The following is a 17,265-nucleotide window of genomic DNA, read 5'->3' on the forward strand; positions in this document are numbered from 1 at the left end:
GGTGGGGGTTTTTTGGGGCCGGGCCCGAACCCCGCAAACCCACGGCAGCCCCAGACCACAGTTGGGCCGGGCCGGGGTAAATCTTCCGCTGCGGGGCTTACGCCGCTCCCACAAAAGCCTGGCCGCTCGATCCTAAGCCTCCGGCAACACCTTGCCCGGATTGAGGATGCCGTCCGGGTCCAGCGCCTGCTTGATCGCGCGCATCGTCGCCAGGGTGCCTGCTGAAAATGCCTGCGCCATGAAATCGCGCTTGGCCAGGCCAATGCCATGCTCACCCGACAAGGTGCCGCCCAGCTGCAGCGCCAATGCAAATACCTTGGGCAGGGCCGCATGCGCGCGCGCATTCTCGTCCGCATCATCCGGGTGATAGAGGATGTTGACGTGCAGGTTGCCGTTGCCGGCATGGCCGAAGGTCACGATCGGCAGCCGGGCCTGTTCGGAGAGTCGCTGCACGCCTTCCACCAGCGCCGGGATCTGCGACACCGGCACCACCACGTCTTCGTTGATCTTGCCTGGCGCGATGGTTTTCAGCGCCGGTGACAGCGCGCGGCGTGCTGCCCACAACTTGTCGCGCGCGCTGCCATCGGTGGCCACATCCAGCGCCAGCATGCCGTCGCCTTCAGCTGCCTCGGCCAAGGCATTCAACAGGTAGGGCAGGGTGTCTTCATCACCGTCTGCGTCGATCAGCAACATCGCACCGGCCTCCGGTACCTGCGCACCGTTGTGACGCAGCAGCTGCAGGCTGCGGGCATCCATGAATTCCAGCGTGGTCGGCGTCACCGGTTGTGCCATCACCCGCGATACGGCAGCGGCAGCCGCTTCGGCATCGCGGTACAGCACGCGCAGGCCGGCCTGGCTGCGCGGGCGAGGGGTCAGCTTGAGTGTGGCTTCGACGATCAGCGCCAGCGTGCCTTCGCTGCCAACCAGCAGATGGGTGAGGTCGTAGCCGGTGGAATCCTTGGTGTAGGGGCCGCCGCACTGGATCAATTCACCGGTGCCGGTGACCGCGACCAGGCCAAGTACGTTGTCGCGGCTGGTGCCGTACTTCACCGCGCGCGGGCCGCCAGCATTGCAGGCCAGGTTGCCGCCGATGCTGCAGATATCCGCACTGGAAGGATCCGGCGGCCAGAACAGGCCGTGCGGCATCAGTGCCTGTTGCAGATCGCCGTTGAGTACGCCGGGTTCGACCACCGCGCAGCGATCGCCGGGTTGTATCGCAACGATGCGGTTCATGCGTGCGAACGACAGCACGATGCCGCCAGCCGTGGGTACCGCAGCGCCGGTGGTGCCGGTGCCGGTGCCGCGACCGACCAGCGGCACGCCGTGTTCGCGGCAGGCGCGGACGATGGCTTGAACCTGTTCGCGTGTGCTTGGCAGGGCCACGCCTTGTGGCAAGGCATGGCGCCAGGAGTTGTCCTGCGCATGGGCTGCGAGCGAGGTGGCGTCGGTGCGCCAGCCATCGCCCAGCAGCTGTGCCAGGGTGTGCTTGAATGCGTCGGAAAGGGCGGTGTTCACCCGTCCATTCTAGGCCGTGTCATCCGCTGCTGCCGGTCTTGGTGTTCTGCGCTGGCCGCGTGCGTACATGTTCGGGCAGCAGGGCCAGCACCTGCTCAAGGATCCCCGGTAGCGACTCTTCCGAATAACCGCGATGGACGGCGCTGATGCGGCCATCCTTGTCCAGCACGAACATCAGGGGGATGGCCTGTACCCCATAGGCCTCGGCAGCCTTGCCCTTGCTGTCGAGTACGTATTCAAGGTCGAGCTTCCTGTTGCGGCGGGCAAAGTCCACGACCTGCGCGCGCGGTTCGTTCCAGTTCACTGCGATGACCTCCAGTGCGTCCTTGCCAACCACGCTCTGCAGGTGCGCCAGCACGGGTAGTTCGCGCATGCAGGGGCCACACCAGCTCGCCCAGAAGGTCATGATGACCACCTTGCCGCGACGTTGCTGCAGGTCGACCAGTTCGCCAGGCAGGTTCTTGCCGAGTGCGATCGAGGGCGGGAACTCGCCGGCGGCAGGAACTCCAGCGGTGGCGAATGATGGGATGGACAGCAGCAACAGGCAGCAGGACAACAGCAGTCTTGAAGACTGCAGCAGGCGATAGCGCATGGTTTCCCCGTGTGGCTCAGTCGTCGGCGCGGCGGCGCCAACCCTGCGGCGATTGAACCATCTTCCAGCCGATCACCGCCACCAGCAACGGCAGCCATACCCAGCGCAGCTCCGACAGCACCGTCTGCAAGCCGCGCGCGCTGAAGAAGTTGTTGGCGAACGGGGATACGCGGATGGGCCGCCACGGGGCGAACAGACGCTGGTCACTCCATGGCCACCACAGCGCTACACCGAGGCCGCCGGAGGTCAGGGCGTCCAACAACGGATGCGACAGCGCGCAGATGAAGACGAATGCAAACGCCTGCACGCGGCTCGCACGCAGTGCCTTGGCAAAGGCAATGGCCAGGGCCGCCAACAGCGTGGCGAACAACAGCGAGTGGCTGGCACCGCGATGACCAAAGCTGTCGGCGTAGGGGATATGCAGGGCGAAGGCCAGTACGTCGGCATCGGGCAGCATTGCCGCGGCAACGCCCGCGCCCAACAGGCGCGTGGAAATACGTCCGCGCTCGCTGGCGCACCACAGTGCAAGTGGGATCGCGGCGTGGGTGAATATGCTTGGCATCAGCAGTCGTCGACGCGGAAGGCGTCGCGTATCCAGTTCAGGCGCGGCGGCTCGCCACTGGCTTCGACCACATCGAAGCGGCAGGGGCTGTTGGCCAGCGCGGGGTGTTGGTTGAGGTAGAGCTGGGCGGCGCGGACCAGCTTGCGGCGCTTGCTGGCATCGATGGAGGCAGCGCCGCCACCAAACTGGGCGGAGCGGCGGTAACGCACTTCGACAAAGACCAGGCTGGCTGCTTCGCGGTCGTACATCACCAGGTCAAGCTCACCGCCGCGAAACCGCACATTGCTGGCCCGCCACTGCAAGCCAGCGTTCTGCAGCAGTGCACGGGCAGCAGCTTCCACCGCTGCACCGCGTTGGCCCTGCTCAGCGACCATCACCGATGGCGACCGGGCGACCCGTGCTGAAGGTCGACCAGGCCGGCGTGCGCAGCACGTTGCCGAAACCGTCCAGGTGCAGGGTGCCGGTGGCACCGCTGAGGCCACCGCTGGTGCTGTTGGCCAGCTTCTCCATGTAGGCGGTGATCTTCCATGCGTCGTAGCCGAAGGCGAACAGGCGGCTGGCACCACCGCGTGCGGTGGGTAACGTGGCGGCAACTGCCGCCGCCGCCGGCAGGCCGGCAACGCCGCGGCTGCTCCAGGCCTCGGTCGGGAAGGCGATGCCATCCAGGGCGACGTCGTCTTCGGCCTTGCCGGTGCCTGCGGTCAGCTGCGAGGTGCCGACACGGCTGACGCCGCCCAACCCGGCCAGGGCCAGCTGCGGCGCCAGTACGCGCGCCTGGTTGCCCTTGACCGCGAGCAGGATCGCGTCGACGCCGGTTGCCTGGCGTAGTTGTGCGGTGATGTCGGCCGGTACGTCGCCGACAGTGATGGTCGCGGCGATCTTGCCGCCGCGCTCACTGAAACGTTCCTTGAAGGCACCGCTGGAACGACGACCGGCGTCGTCACTGCTGGCGATCACCAGCACATTGCGGCGCTCGCGGCCGAGCAGGTACTCGGCGGCCATCAGGCCGTCGTCTTCCGGGGCCAGCGAGAATGCGGCGTTGCCCGGCGGCGGTGCGTCCTTGCCGCGATTCAGGGCAAGCAGGGGCACCGGCAGCTCGCTGCGGTGGAACAGCGCGTCCACTTCGTCGCGGCCGAGCGGGCCGACAATGAAGTCGACGCCGTTGCCGACCGCCTTGTCATAGGCCGCGCCGGCACCGCTGGCGGTGCCCTTGGTGTCAATGAAGTCGATCGACGGGCGGCGACGGCTTTCGCCGTAGTACGCGGCCAGCAGACCATCACGAACCGAAGCACCGGCGGCGGCCAGGTTGCCGCTGAGCGGCAACAGCACCGCCATCTTCACCGGCGGGCGGTAGCCGTCGGCATCCGCGGCCGGGCGCTTGCTGGTATCCAGCGAGGCGGTGTCGCGGTCGAACGGACGTGGCAGCGGCAGGCCACGGCCGATCAGGGCGCGGCCGGCGTGGTTGTAAAGCGGATCACCGACCGGCAGCGCGGCGGCGCGGCTGCTCAGGGTGGCGTCGTTCAGCCCGGCCAGCAGGCGGGTGATGGCGCGCTGGTTGTCATTGCGCTCGCTACCGCTGAGCAGGGCGCCGGCACGGGCGCGCTCGGCAGCCGCGGCGAAGGCATCGCCGGTGGCTTCCAGCGCCTGCGCGCGGGCCAGGTACCAGCGTGCCTGCAGTGGCGCCGGCAGCGCTGCCGGATTCTCGGTCAATACCTGCAGCACGGTGGCCGGCTGCTTGTCGCCCAGCGCCAGCTCGGCCTGCAGCAGGTTGAAACGCTGGCGGGTGGCACCGGACAGCTGGCGCGGCTGCACCTGTGCCATCAGCATGCGCGCACGCGCGCTGTCACCGGCCTCCTGCCAGGCAAAGGCGGCATCGGCCAGCAAGGGGCTCTTGGCGGCGCCACGTACCAGTGCGGCCTGGGCTTCCAGCTGCTGTGCGGCGTCGCGCGGTTTGCCTTGTTCAAGCAGGGCGATAGCGGCCTGCTGGGCGGGGGAGCTGGTCGGCGCTACGCTGGTGGTGGCGCAGCCGACGAACAGCAGCATCGACAATGACAGGGCGGAAATCCGTGCGGCTGGCTTGTTCATTTGAGGTCCGTTCGACAGGGCGCGGCAGTGCCGGGCGGGGGAAACGGTACGATTCTACCCTTGGCCCACGGAAATACCGATGATGAGTACTGCTGCTGCCACCTTGTATGTCGTTGCCACGCCGATTGGCAACCTTGGCGATCTGAGCCCGCGTGCACAGGAGGTGCTGCGTTCGGTGGCCGCCATCTGCGCGGAAGACACCCGTCATACCGGTCAGCTGTTATCGCATTTCGGCATCAGCAAACCCTTGGTGGCGCTGCACGACCACAACGAAGAAGCGATGGCCGAACGCATCGTGGCGCGCCTGCTGGGCGGTGAGTCGTTGGCGGTGGTCAGCGATGCCGGCACGCCGCTGGTCAGCGACCCGGGCTTCCGTCTGGTGCGCGCGGCGCGTGCGGCCGGGGTCAAGGTCAGTCCAGTCCCAGGCGCCTGCGCGGCAATTGCCGCCTTGAGCGTGGCCGGATTGCCCAGTGATCGCTTTGTGTTTGAAGGCTTCCTGCCGGCCAAGGGCGCGGCCCGACGTGAGCGCCTGAACAAGCTGGCGGCCGAGACCGGTACTTTGGTGTTCTATGAGTCCTCGCACCGAATCGCCGAATCACTGACTGATATGGCGGCGGCCTTTGGTGGTGAACGTCCGGCGGTGGTGGCGCGCGAATTGACCAAGCTGTTTGAAACCGTGCTCGATGGCAGCCTGGAGCAACTGCTGGCCAAGGTGCTGGCCGACGACAACCAGCGCAAGGGCGAGTTCGTGGTGATGGTGCAGGGCGCCGGCGACGATGAAGAAGCCAAGATCGCCGAAGGCCGCCGTCTGTACGCCAAATTGAACGAGCACCTGCCGCCTTCCACTGCCGCCAAGCTGGCGGCCGAACTGAGCGGCGCGCCGCGCAAGGCTTTGTATGGACAGGGCAGCAACGACTGAGGCGATGTGGGCGGCGGCCGATGCTGCCAGCCTGCGCCAGCAACTGGACCTGCGCGAGCACCCGCTGGCAGGTGGCACTGGCGGCGAGATCAAGACCCAGCGAGAGCGCTGGATGATGGTGCGCTGGTTGACCGCCTGGGCATCGGAACTGGTCTATCCGCTGCGGGTGCGTAAACGCGAAAGCCCGGACTTCATGTTGGACATGGGTAATGACCGGGTCGGCGTGGAATGCATGGAAGTGGTGCCCGAGGCCTTCAAGCAGGTGCAGGCCAAGTTGAACGGCATCAACTCCGGCTGGGTGCGGCCGGTGCCGCAGCATCGCGCCGAGGAAGCGCGTGCCGAATGGGATAGCCCATTGCTGCGCCAGTTGTTGGCTGACACCTATGAGGGCAGTCCATGGGCGGGCGATGAGCCTGAGCGGCTGTGGGTGGAAGTGATGCGCTGGGCGGTGGAGAAGAAGCGCCAAGTCCTGCATAAGCCGGGCTATGCCCGGCAATCGCGCAATGTGTTGCTGCTGTACGACAACTGGCCGTTGCCGGCGGTGGCTTTCGTCGAAGATGCCGATCCCGCAGTGCTGCGCAGCTGGGCGCTGGCGGCCCTGGATGAATTGTCACGGCAGTTGCTGGGCAGCGGCGCGCACGCGGACTTCCAGCAGATCGACATCCTGCATGAAGGTTGGTTGCTCTCATTCACGCATGACGGCGTGCGACCGCTGCGTTACCGGATGCTTGCAGCTGAATGAAATGATCGGCCGGTGTGGTGCTGGACGTGCGACAATACGCGCGGCGGAGTCGGCCAGACAGTCGCGTCATTCCTTCGGGAATGCCGAGGAAAGTCCGGGCTCCACAGGGCAAGGTGCCAGGTAACGCCTGGGCGGCGCAAGCCGACGGAAAGTGCAACAGAAAGATACCGCCGAACGGCCTTCGGGCGCGTGGTAAGGGTGAAATGGTGCGGTAAGAGCGCACCGCGAGTCTGGTAACAGACCGGCACGGCAAACCCCACCTGGAGCAAGACCAAATAGGGACCTAATGGCGTGGCCCGCGTCGGGTCCGGGTAGGTTGCTTGAGCGTTACGGTGACGTAGCGCCTAGAGGAATGACTGTCCACGACAAAACCCGGCTTATCGGCCGGCTCCGCCGCTTTTTCTGCCCGCCGGGCAGAAAAAGCCCCAAAGTTTTGCGTGGCAAAACTTTGGGCCCCGGGCCTCTGCCCTCCAATTCCCCGCGCCTGTCGGCGCGCCCCCTTTACTAAAGGGGGCTGTTGCTCTTCGGATTTTTTGCTTGGCTCGCTGCGCATCGTGGTGGGGATGAGTGCGGCTGCAGCTTTTATTGGCTGTGGCTTTTGTTCTGTTCTCGGCTCGAGCTCTGGCCCTGATTGTGGCTCTGGCTCTGGCTGTGGGTGTGGCTGTGGTTGTGGCTGTGGCTGTGGTTGTGGCTGTGGTTTTTGCTCTGGCTCTGGCTCTGGCTCTGGCTCCTGGCTCCTTGCTCTGGCTCCGGCTTTTGCTGTGGCCGTGGCTTTTGCTGTGGCCTTGGCCCTTGCTTCTGCTTTGCTGTTTTCTTTCCTTCTCCCGCCTGCGGGGGAAGGTGCCCGGAGGGCGGATGGGGGGCTTTTGATCTTGCTTTCGCTGTGGATCAAAGCCAAAGCGCCCCTCCCTAACCCTCCCCTTCGCCTGCGGCGAAAGGGAGGGGATCAAGCTGCGGCGAAAGGGGGGCTAGGAGCCAAAGCCTTCTTTCCCAATCTCCATGCGTGTCTCCCCCAGATACACGCCATCCGGGCCGAAACTGCGTTCGTGGATGAAACCGCCGCCATCATGGTCGATCGCCACGATGGTGCTGGCGCGGGTGCCATAGTCGGTTCCGCGTATGAAGGCGCTCGATAGCAATCGCTCCAACTCCAGTGGAACGCCGGTAGATGGCAGTTGAGCGTCCTGCGCCTGCTGCTCATCGGCCAGCGCCGCCCAGAGCGGCTCCAGACCGTCACTACCGGCGGCCAACCAATCCTCGAGTACGCCCATCAGGCGCCGGGTCTTGGGCCAGGGGGCATCCAGTGCACCGTTCGACATGCCGTGCACGCCTGGCGCCAGATCCTGCCGGGCCTGCGGATGGTTGCCCAGATAGCTGCAGCTTTCAGCGTCGGCGACCAATAGATTGAACGGTGCGAACTCTGGCGCCCGGCTGGCCAGGGTGTCGGCACAGTCCGTGGCCGGCTGTCCGCCAGCCAGGTAGCTGGCGATCAGCTCGCCGCGCGAAGGGCCGCCGGTGGCTGCGCTTGGGTCTCGCACATTGGTGACCACGGCGGCTTGCCCGTGCAGATTCACGCCCATCCAGCTGCCGCCGGAACGCAGGTCGCGGCCGGCGATCACGTTGTCATGGGGCCATGGCCAGCGCTGCATTGGCGCGGTGGGGCGGGCGTGGAACTCGTCACGGTTGCCGACCATGAGCAGGCGCCAATGCGGGTGGGTTTTCCAGGCGAGGGCGACAAGACACATGCACGGAGTGTGCCGTTTTGCGCGCGCGTGAGCCATACGCGGCTGAATGGCGGCTGGGCTGCGGCTCGCTTTTCACGCTGTCTCTACACCACTGAATTTCATACAAATCTCAAAATTTGAGACGAAACAGTAACTTGTGGATAAACCTTGAACAACTCTCTAAACATTGGCGCAAGCCATTGATGCGGCACGTGATTTTGTGCGCGGAAAGTTGTTGACAACCCTAGGGTCGCTGCTAAGGTGGGCATCAGAGGGAAAACCGGGTTTTTTGTGGTTTTTCGTGGTTCAATGACTTCCCAAGCAAAACGAACGAACGGGTGCCGCAGGCGTGTTCCAGGGTGAGACTGCCATCACGGTTGACGACAAAGGACGCATGGCGGTTCCAATCGCCTATCGCGACCTGGTTGCGCGCGCCAGTGGCAATCGCCTTGTGCTGACCTACAACCCGTTCGAGGCCGGTTGCCTGTGGTTGTACTCAGAGCAGGAGTGGGAGCGGGTGCGGGACGACGTAATGGCAAAGCCCAATACCCAGCGTGTAGTGCGCACCCTGCAGCAGAAGCTTGTCGGCTCGGCCGCTCATCTGGAGTTGGATGGCAATGGCCGTATCAGCTTGCCGTCCAGTCACCGCAGCGCGGTGGGCATCGAGAAGAAAGCAGTGCTGATGGGCATGGGGGACAAGTTCGAATTGTGGAGCGAGCAAGCGCATCGCGCACTGATCCAGCAGACGTTGTCTGACGAGGATCTGGGCGATGGGCTTCTCGATCTCAAGTTGTGAGCCGGGGTGCCCGGGTGCGCGGAGGAGCGCAGGCCGGTCACCCAGCGGTGTCGCAGCCGCCGGCAGCTCACCTGCCGGTGCTGTACACCCAGGTCCTTGACGGCCTGAGGGTGATCGAAAACGGTACTTATCTGGATGGCACGTTCGGTCGTGGCGGTCACGCTGGCGGCGTGCTGCGCCAGCTTGGCGCGGATGGGCGCCTGCTGGTGATGGACAAGGACCCCGAGGCCATTGCCGTGGCCGAGCGCGATTTCGCGCCGGACGGCCGTGTCTCGATCTATCGCGGCAGCTTTGCCGATCTGCTGGACTGGAGCGAAACCGCTGCCGGTCTGGATGGCGTTCTGTTCGATCTCGGTGTGTCCTCGCCGCAGCTGGACGTGGCCGAGCGTGGTTTCAGCTTCGGCAAGGACGGCCCGCTGGATATGCGCATGGACCCGGATTCGGGTGAAAGCGCTGCGCAGTGGTTGAACCGTGCCGAAGACCGCGAAATCGCCGACGTGCTGTTCACCTATGGCGATGAACGCCAGAGCCGCCGCATTGCCCGCGCCATCGTTGCCCGGCGCGAGAAGCAGCCGTTCACGCGTACCGCTGAGCTGGCCGAGCTGATCGCCTCGGTAATGCCGCGTGGCAAGGACAAGATCCATCCGGCCACGCGCAGTTTCCAGGCCATCCGCATCCACATCAACCGCGAACTGGCCGACCTTGAAGCCGGCCTGGACGCGGCGATGGCGCGGCTCAAGCCCGGTGGCCGTTTGGCGGTGATCAGCTTCCACTCGCTGGAAGACCGCATCGTCAAGCAGTTCATGAACCGCCATGCCAAGGCGCCGCCGACCAATCGCAGGCTGCCGGAACTGCAGGCCTTCGTGCCGACGCTGGAACTGATCGGCGGCGCCATCAAGGCCGATGACGACGAGCTGGCGATGAACCCGCGCTCGCGCAGCGCCGTGCTGCGCGTGGCCCAGAAGTGCGAGGTGGCCGGATGAGCCGCCTACTGTTGATTGTCCTGCTGGCGTGCACGATTGCCTCGGCAATCGGCGTGGTGTTCATGCGCCATCGCCACCGCCAGCTGTTCGTCGAGCTGTCCAAGCTGGAGCACGCGCGCGACGAGCTCAACATCGAGTTCGGCCGCCTGCAGCTGGAGCAGGCGACCCTGGCCCAGGCCACGCGCGTGGACCAGGAAGCCCGTGGCCGTCTGGGCATGAAGTTCCCCGAGGCTGCTGACATCGTGGTGATCCGGCCATGAACAAGCCCAGCCGCAACCGTACCCGCACGCAGTTCAATCTGCGCAACCGCATGCTGATGGTCGGCGTGGGGCTGGGTCTGTGTGCGGTGACGCTGGTTGGTCGTGCCGCGTACGTGCAGCTGATCAACAACGATTTCTACCAGCGCGAAGGCGAAGCGCGCTTCCTGCGCGATGTGCCGATCCCGACCTCGCGCGGCATGATCACCGATCGCAATGGCGAGCCGGTGGCGGTGTCCACGCCTGTGGCATCGATCTGGGTCAATCCGCAGGAACTGCTGCGCACGCCCGAGCGTATTCCCGAGCTGGCGCGCGCGCTGTCGCTGCCGGTGGACGAGCTGACCACCAAGCTGACCCAGAAGGCCGACAAGGAATTCATGTACCTGCGCCGCCGGATCAATCCGGACGTTGCCGAGCAGGTAGTCGCGCTGAAGATTCCCGGTGTGTTCTCGCAGCGCGAGTTCCGTCGCTATTACCCGCAGGGTGAGGCGATGGCACACGTGCTCGGCTTCACCAATATCGATGATCTCGGCCAGGAAGGGCTGGAGCTGGCCTTCGACGAATGGCTGCGCGGCAAGCCTGGCGCAAAGCGGGTCATCCGCGACCGCAAGGGCGCGATCGTCGAGAGCATCGACCTGGTGCGCCCTGCCGAGCCGGGCAAGGACCTGACCCTGAGCATCGACCGCCGCATCCAGTTCCTGGCGATGCGCGAGCTGCGCAATGCGGTCACCACCAACAAGGCGGCTGGTGGTTCCATCGTGATCATGGACGTGGCCACCGGCGAAGTGATGGCCATGGCCAACCTGCCGACCTACAACCCGAATTCGATCAGTGGTGCGACCCCGGACACGCGCCGCAACCGCGCGGTCACCGATCTGGTCGAACCCGGTTCGACGATGAAGCCGTTGACCATCGCCACCGCGCTGCAGAACCACGTGGTCACCCCGGACACGATCATCGACACCAATCCGGGTTACATGTCGCTGGGCCGTTACACCATCCGTGACGTGCCGCGTAACAATGGCGTGCTCAATGTCACCGGCGTGATCACCCGCAGCTCGAACATTGGTGCGGCCAAGATCGTGGCGCGTATCCCGGACCAGACCTTCTATGACTCGGTGCGTGGCTTCGGCTACGGCGTTGCCCCGAACAGCGGTTTCCCCGGCGAATCGTCGGGTGTGGTCGCACGCCCAGGCAGCCCGAGCTGGTATGGCACCACCAAGACCACCATGTCCTACGGCTACGGCCTGTCGGTGACGCCGCTGCAGATCGCGCAGGCGTACTCGGCGCTGGCCAATGGTGGGCAGGTGATCCAGCCGACCTTCATCAAGGGCCAGCGCAACGAAGCACGCCAGGTCATCGACCCGGAAGTGGCGCGCGAAGTCGTGCGGATGATGGAGACCGTGGTCACCAACGGTGGTGCCAAGCAGGCGGCGATCCTCGGTTACCACGTGGCCGGCAAGACCGGCACCGCGCGCAAGAACGGCCCCAATGGCTACGAGCGTGGCCATTACAACCTGCTGTTCGCCGGTGTCGTGCCGGCAACCGCGCCGCGTTATGCGGCGGTGATCGTGGTCAACGACCCGCAAGGCTCGCTGCAGTACGGCGGTCTGGTCTCCGCACCGGTGTTCCATCACGTGATGGAAGGCACGCTGCGTTTGATGGACGTGCCGCCGGACGACATCCAGTCCTGGCTGGCCGCGCAGGCCGCCGGCAAGGTGGGCGGCAAGCCGGGCAGCAGCGCTGCGCCGCTGCCGATTCCGCAGGACCCGGACGAGGCGCCGAACGCCACGGCCGAATTTGATGCCGCACTGCCGACGGCCGTCGCACCGACGCCTGCCGCGACGGAGGTGCGCCAGTGAGCCACACAATGAAGTTGTCACAGCTGCTGCCGGATCTGGTCCTTTCACAGGACCCGCAGATCGGCGGCTTGGTTCTGGATTCACGGCATGTACGGGCCGGTGATGCGTTCGTCGCCATCGCTGGCTTTGGCGCGCATGGCTTGGGCTTTGTCGAGCAGGCCAAGGCCGCTGGCGCAGCCGCGATCCTGTTTGATCCGCCGGCACCGGCCGAACTGCCGGCACCAGTCGATGCCATCGCGGTGCCCGGCCTGCGTACGCGCATGGGCGCGATGGCCGACCAGTTCCATGGCCAGCCCTCGCGGGCGATGACCATGGTCGGCGTCACCGGTACCAACGGCAAAACCTCGACCGTGCAGCTGCTCGGCCAGGCCTGGCATCTGCTGGGCACGCCCAGCGGCTCGATCGGTACCTTGGGTGTTGGCCTGTACGGCGATGTGGTGCCTACCGGCTTCACCACGCCGCTGGTGCTGCAGATGCATGAAGTGCTGGCACAGCTGCGCGATGGCGGTGCCAAGGCAGTGGCGATGGAAGTCAGCTCGCATGCCTTGGACCAGGGCCGCGTCGATGCCGTGCACTACGACGTGGCGGTGTTCACCAACCTCACCCGCGACCACCTCGACTACCACGGCGACATGGAAGCGTACGGCGCGGCCAAGGCCAAGCTGTTCCATCGCCCGGGCCTGAAGGCAGCGGCGATCAATCTGGACGACGCCTTCGGTCGTGAACTGATCACCACACTGGCAGCTGACGTGCAGGCGATCGGCCTGAGCTCGACCGGTCAGGCTGGCGCTACCATCCGCGCCGAGAAGCTGGTGCTGGACGGGCAGGGCCTGGGTTTCGATCTGGTCATCGGCGACGAGCGCCATGCGCTGCGCTCGCCGCTGCTGGGCCGCTTCAACGTCGATAACCTGCTGGCCGTGGCCGGTGCGCTGCATGGCCTGGGCGAAACCAGCGACAGCATCGCCAAGGTACTGGGCCAGCTGCAGCCGATCCGCGGCCGCATGAACCGCCTTGGCGGTCAGGGCGAGCCGACCGTGGTCATCGATTACGCACACACCCCCGACGCGCTGGAACAGGCGCTGCGCAGCCTGCACGGCCATCTGGATGGCCGCCTGCTGTGCGTGTTTGGTTGCGGTGGCGAGCGTGACACCGGCAAGCGTCCGCAGATGGCGGCGATTGCCGAGGAATTGGCCGACGTGGTGTTCGTCACTGACGACAATCCACGCGGCGAGAATGGTGACGTGATCGTCGCCGACATCATGGCCGGGTTTGTGACGCCTGCGCAGGTGAACGTGGTGCGCGATCGCGCCCGCGCCATCGACGCCGCGGTCGCACAGGCAGGGGCTGGCGACATCGTGTTGATCGCCGGCAAGGGCCATGAGCCCTACCAGGAGATTGCAGGTATCAAACATCCTTTCGATGACACCGACGTGGCATCGCGTGCGCTGCAGGCGCGCCGTTCCGCTGCTGCGGAGGTGCGTCCATGAAGCGCACGCCGCTGTCGCTGATTGCCCATTGGGCCGGTGGCGAAATCCATGGCGACGACGCCAGCATCGATGCGGTCAGCAACGACACGCGCACGCTGGCGGCGGGCAGCCTGTACGTCGCCCTGCGCGGTGAGCGTTTCGACGGCCACGACTTTGCCGCCAAGGCGGTAGAGCAGGGTGCCAGCGCGTTGCTGGTGGAGCGCCTGCTGCCGCTGGAAGTGCCGCAGATCGTGGTCGCCAACACCGAACTGGCGCTGGCGAAGATTGCCGCGGCGATGCAGCAGCAGCGCGCTACCCGTGTGTTCGCCATCACCGGCAGCAACGGCAAGACCAGCGTGAAGAACCTGCTGTTGGCGGTGATGCAGCACGCTGCTGCGGTGCTGGGCCAGCATGTGTACGCCACGCCGGGCAACCGCAACAATGAGATCGGCCTGCCGCTGGCAGTGATCGATGCGCCGGAAGATGCCGACTTCGCCATCTACGAGATGGGTACCGGCAAGCCGGGCGATATCGCCTACCTGACTGCCATCGCCGCGCCGGACGTGTCCATCGTCAACAACGTCGCCCCGGCACACCTGGAGCGCATGGGCAGCCTGCTGGAGATCGCCAACACCAAGGCAGCCGTCTATGACGATCTGCGCGATGGCGGTGTTGCGGTGGTCAACGCCGACGACGCGTTCTCACCGTACTTCGCTGCGCGCGCTGGCAGCCACCGGGTGATCCGCTTCGGCCTGGAAGTCAGCGCCGACGTCACCGCCACCAACATCGTGCTGGACGAGGCTGGTTCACGCTTCCAGCTGCGCACGCCGCAAGGCGATGCCGAGGTGGTGCTGCAGCTGCCGGGCCGGCACAACGTACTGAACGCACTGGCCGCCGCCTCGATGGCACTGGCCGCCGGTATTGCGTTGCCGCTGGTGGTCGAAGGCCTGGCGCAGGCGCGCCCGGTCGCCGGTCGTCAGGTTGCGCATGTGCTGGACAACGGCGCAGTGCTGATCGATGACAGCTACAACGCCAACCCGGGCTCACTGGCAGCGGCGATCACCGCGCTGGCTGCGGGCAAGGGCGAAGGTTGGCTGGTGCTGGGCGATATGCGCGAGCTGGGCCCGGACGCACAGGCGCTGCATGCGCAGGCCGGTCAGCGCGCCCGCGAAGCCGGGCTGAAGCGTCTGTACTCGCTGGGTGCGCTGAGCGCAGCGGCATCGGCGGCCTTCGGCGAAGGCGGGCGTCACTTTGACTCCCACGCCGCACTGGCTGCCGCATTGGAAACCGAACTTCATGCTGGTGTGCGTTGCCTGGTCAAGGGCTCGCGCGGCAGCGCCATGGACAAGATCGTGACTGCGCTGTTGAAGCGCGGCGAGGACACTACACATGTTGCTTGAATTGGCCCGTTGGCTACAGCAGTTGGACGGCCTGTTCCGGTTGTTCAACTACATCACCTTCCGCGGCATCCTCGCCGCCCTGACGGCATTGTCGCTGTCGTTGTGGTTGGGCCCGATGGCCATCCGCCGCCTGGCCCAGCTCAAGGGCGGCCAGCCGATCCGCAAGGACGGCCCGCAGTCGCACTTCTCCAAGGCCGGCACGCCGACCATGGGCGGCGGCTTGATCCTGACCACGGTGCTGGTCTCGGTGCTGCTGTGGGGCGACCTGCGCAACCGTTATGTGTGGCTGGTGCTGGTGGTGATGCTGTGCTTCGGTGCGATCGGCTGGTACGACGACTGGTTGAAGATCGCCAAGCGCGACCCGAACGGCCTGAAGTCGCGCTGGAAGTACCTGCTGCAGTCAATCTTCGGCCTGGCCGCCGGTCTGTTCCTGTACAAGACCGCGGTGGTGCCGGCCGAATTGACCTTCTACATCCCGATGTTCAAGTCGATTGCGCTGCCGCTGGCAGGCATCAGCTTCGTCGCGATTGCCTACTTCTGGATCGTCGGCTTCTCCAATGCGGTCAACCTGACCGATGGTCTGGACGGTCTGGCGATCATGCCGACGGTGCTGGTGGCCTGTGCGCTGGGCGTGTTCGCCTATGCCTCGGGCAACGCGGTGTTCTCCAGCTACCTGCAGATCCCGCAGATTCCCGGTGCCGGTGAACTGGTCATCATCTGCGCGGCGATTGCCGGTGCGGGCCTGGGCTTCCTCTGGTTCAACACCTATCCGGCCATGGTGTTCATGGGCGACGTCGGCGCGCTGGCGCTGGGCGCGGTGCTCGGCACCATCGCGGTGATCGTGCGCCAGGAACTGGTGCTGGTGATCATGGGCGGTGTGTTCGTGATCGAAACCCTGTCGGTGATGATCCAGGTGGCGTCGTTCAAACTCACCGGCAAGCGCGTGTTCCGTATGGCGCCGATCCATCACCACTTCGAGCTGAAGGGCTGGCCGGAGCCGCGCGTGATCGTGCGCTTCTGGATCATCTCGGTGGTGCTGGTGTTGATCGGCCTGGCAACGCTAAAGGTGCGCTGATGGACGACTACTCGCGTCAGGCAACCCGACTTGAAGCCATTGGTGGCAGCTACGACAAGTGGCTGCTCGGCGCCGCCGTGGCGCTGGCTTCGATCGGGGTCGTGATGGTGGCTTCCAGCTCCATCGCGCTGACGCAGAGTCCGTTCTATTACCTCACCCGCCACCTGATCTTCATCGCCATCGGCGTGGTCCTGGCTGGCGTGACGATGCGGGTGGAGCTGAAGGAAATCGAGAAGTACAACCAGCTGCTGTTGCTGGGCTGCTTCGCCCTGCTGATCGTGGTGTTCGTTCCGGGCCTGGGCAGCAGCGTCAATGGCGCGCAGCGCTGGATCAACCTTGGTATCTCCAAGTTCCAGACCGTTGAAGCGGTCAAGGTGCTGTACATCGTCTGGTTGTCCAGCTACCTGGTGCGCTTCCGCGACGAGGTCAATGCCACCTGGCAGGCCATGCTCAAGCCAGTCGGCGTGGTCGGCGTGCTGGTCGTGCTGCTGCTGATGCAGCCGGACTTCGGTTCGTCGATGCTGTTGCTGGGCATCACTACCTGCATGCTGGTGCTGGGCGGGGCGCAGATCAAGCGCATCATCCTGCCGGTGCTGCTGCTGTTGCCGGGCCTGATCGCACTGGTGATCTTCGAGCCCTACCGCATGCGCCGTGTCACCTCGTTCATGGACCCGTGGCAGGACCAGCTGGGTTCGGGCTACCAGTTGTCCAACGCGCTGATGGCGATCGGCCGCGGCGAGTGGACGGGTGTGGGCCTGGGCGCGTCGATCCAGAAGCTCAACTATCTGCCCGAGTCGCATACCGACTTCATCTTCTCGGTGATCGCCGAGGAGCTGGGCTTCCTTGGCGTGTGCGGCATCATCAGCCTGTACGTGCTGCTGGTCGGCCGTGCGTTCTGGCTGGGCATGCGCTGCATTGAAATGCGTCGCCACTTTGCCGGTTACATCGCCTTCGGCATCGCGCTGTGGATCAGCCTGCAGACCTTCGTCTCGATCGGCGTGAACCTGGGCATGCTGCCGACCAAGGGCCTGACCCTGCCGCTGATTTCTTCCGGCGGTTCCAGTGTGATGATGACCTGCGTGGCGATGGGCCTGCTGCTGCGCGTGTCCTACGAGTACAACCGTGCGGTGCGCCGCCAGGAAGTCCGTGAGGACCTCGACGGTGTCGAAGTTGACGTTGCCGAAGTGCACGGCGCAGCACCGGTCGAGCCGCGCATGGATACCGCGACCTCGGTTGCCGCCGCAGCGCAGAGCAGCGCAGCACGTGGCACCAGCCGCATGCAGCAGC

15 protein-coding genes, 1 other RNA gene and 1 pseudogene are annotated in these 17,265 nt (G+C 65.5%); 11 read left to right on the forward strand and 6 right to left on the reverse strand.

From position 1 onward, the window contains the following. Positions 1 to 132: 132 nt before the first annotated feature. From AC1VWL_RS14920 to AC1VWL_RS14940, 5 genes are read right to left on the reverse strand one after another with little or no spacing between them, the layout of a single operon-like run. Entirely contained in the window at positions 133 to 1,515 is a 1,383-nt protein-coding gene (locus AC1VWL_RS14920; RefSeq protein ID WP_482987211.1) for an FAD-binding oxidoreductase, read from the reverse strand. A 19-nt stretch (positions 1,516 to 1,534) separates the two neighbouring features. Continuing rightward, the gene (locus tag AC1VWL_RS14925; protein ID WP_482987212.1) at positions 1,535 to 2,107 is read right to left on the reverse strand and encodes a TlpA family protein disulfide reductase; all 573 of its coding nucleotides are present in this window, start codon (positions 2,105 to 2,107) and stop codon (positions 1,535 to 1,537) included. Positions 2,108 to 2,123: 16 nt separating this feature from the next. Beyond that, positions 2,124 to 2,669 (reverse strand): metal-dependent hydrolase, encoded by a 546-nt coding sequence (locus AC1VWL_RS14930; protein WP_481614696.1) that lies wholly within the window; start codon positions 2,667 to 2,669, stop codon positions 2,124 to 2,126. Then, on the reverse strand, positions 2,669 to 3,043 hold the full coding sequence (locus AC1VWL_RS14935; protein WP_482987213.1) for a YraN family protein: 375 nt from the start codon (positions 3,041 to 3,043) through the stop codon (positions 2,669 to 2,671). Before AC1VWL_RS14935 ends, AC1VWL_RS14930 begins: the two co-directional genes overlap by 1 nt. Then, the gene (locus AC1VWL_RS14940) at positions 3,033 to 4,754 is read right to left on the reverse strand and encodes a penicillin-binding protein activator (RefSeq protein WP_481614698.1); all 1,722 of its coding nucleotides are present in this window, start codon (positions 4,752 to 4,754) and stop codon (positions 3,033 to 3,035) included. Before AC1VWL_RS14940 ends, AC1VWL_RS14935 begins: the two co-directional genes overlap by 11 nt. An 82-nt stretch (positions 4,755 to 4,836) precedes the next feature. Here AC1VWL_RS14940 and rsmI point away from each other — a divergent pair, with 82 nt between their 5' ends. From rsmI to rnpB, 3 genes are all read left to right on the forward strand, one after another. Beyond that, positions 4,837 to 5,673 carry a 16S rRNA (cytidine(1402)-2'-O)-methyltransferase gene (gene rsmI, locus AC1VWL_RS14945; protein WP_482987214.1) on the forward strand — a complete coding sequence of 279 codons (837 nt, stop codon included), beginning with the start codon at positions 4,837 to 4,839 and terminating at the stop codon, positions 5,671 to 5,673. Next, on the forward strand, positions 5,651 to 6,415 hold the full coding sequence (locus AC1VWL_RS14950) for a hypothetical protein (protein WP_482987215.1): 765 nt from the start codon (positions 5,651 to 5,653) through the stop codon (positions 6,413 to 6,415). The genes rsmI and AC1VWL_RS14950 overlap by 23 nt, the downstream gene beginning before the upstream one ends. A 45-nt stretch (positions 6,416 to 6,460) precedes the next feature. After that, positions 6,461 to 6,811: RNase P RNA component class A (gene rnpB / locus AC1VWL_RS14955), an RNA gene on the forward strand. 572 nt (positions 6,812 to 7,383) lie between these two features. Here the strand turns inward: rnpB and AC1VWL_RS14960 are convergent. Next, positions 7,384 to 8,160 carry an NRDE family protein gene (locus tag AC1VWL_RS14960; RefSeq protein ID WP_482987216.1) on the reverse strand — a complete coding sequence of 259 codons (777 nt, stop codon included), beginning with the start codon at positions 8,158 to 8,160 and terminating at the stop codon, positions 7,384 to 7,386. 328 nt (positions 8,161 to 8,488) lie between these two features. Here AC1VWL_RS14960 and mraZ point away from each other — a divergent pair, with 328 nt between their 5' ends. The 8 genes and pseudogenes from mraZ to ftsW form a co-directional block, all read left to right on the forward strand. Further along, entirely contained in the window at positions 8,489 to 8,935 is a 447-nt protein-coding gene (mraZ, locus tag AC1VWL_RS14965; RefSeq protein WP_482987217.1) for a division/cell wall cluster transcriptional repressor MraZ, read from the forward strand. A 14-nt stretch (positions 8,936 to 8,949) separates the two neighbouring features. Next, a complete protein-coding gene (gene rsmH, locus AC1VWL_RS14970; RefSeq protein WP_482987218.1) occupies positions 8,950 to 9,918 on the forward strand; it encodes a 16S rRNA (cytosine(1402)-N(4))-methyltransferase RsmH in 969 nt (322 codons plus the stop codon). Beyond that, on the forward strand, positions 9,915 to 10,178 hold the full coding sequence (gene ftsL / locus AC1VWL_RS14975; protein ID WP_057633384.1) for a cell division protein FtsL: 264 nt from the start codon (positions 9,915 to 9,917) through the stop codon (positions 10,176 to 10,178). The genes rsmH and ftsL overlap by 4 nt, the downstream gene beginning before the upstream one ends. After that, positions 10,175 to 12,037: a peptidoglycan D,D-transpeptidase FtsI family protein gene (locus tag AC1VWL_RS14980; protein ID WP_482987219.1), complete on the forward strand. Its 1,863-nt coding sequence runs from the start codon at positions 10,175 to 10,177 to the stop codon at positions 12,035 to 12,037. The genes ftsL and AC1VWL_RS14980 overlap by 4 nt, the downstream gene beginning before the upstream one ends. 8 nt (positions 12,038 to 12,045) lie before the next feature. Further along, a complete protein-coding gene (locus tag AC1VWL_RS14985) occupies positions 12,046 to 13,524 on the forward strand; it encodes a UDP-N-acetylmuramoyl-L-alanyl-D-glutamate--2,6-diaminopimelate ligase (RefSeq protein WP_482987220.1) in 1,479 nt (492 codons plus the stop codon). Beyond that, positions 13,521 to 14,903, forward strand: a complete 1,383-nt coding sequence (locus AC1VWL_RS14990; RefSeq protein WP_482987221.1) for a UDP-N-acetylmuramoyl-tripeptide--D-alanyl-D-alanine ligase — start codon at positions 13,521 to 13,523, stop codon at positions 14,901 to 14,903. Before AC1VWL_RS14985 ends, AC1VWL_RS14990 begins: the two co-directional genes overlap by 4 nt. Beyond that, on the forward strand, positions 14,893 to 15,978 hold the full coding sequence (gene mraY, locus AC1VWL_RS14995; RefSeq protein WP_282266363.1) for a phospho-N-acetylmuramoyl-pentapeptide-transferase: 1,086 nt from the start codon (positions 14,893 to 14,895) through the stop codon (positions 15,976 to 15,978). Before AC1VWL_RS14990 ends, mraY begins: the two co-directional genes overlap by 11 nt. Further along, positions 15,978 to 17,111, forward strand: a pseudogene (gene ftsW, locus AC1VWL_RS15000) (putative lipid II flippase FtsW); the annotation flags it as partial. The gene mraY and the pseudogene ftsW, both read left to right, overlap by 1 nt. Between the last annotated feature and the right edge of the window lie 154 nt (positions 17,112 to 17,265).

It is taken from the genome of Stenotrophomonas sp. STEN063 (assembly GCF_056854515.1).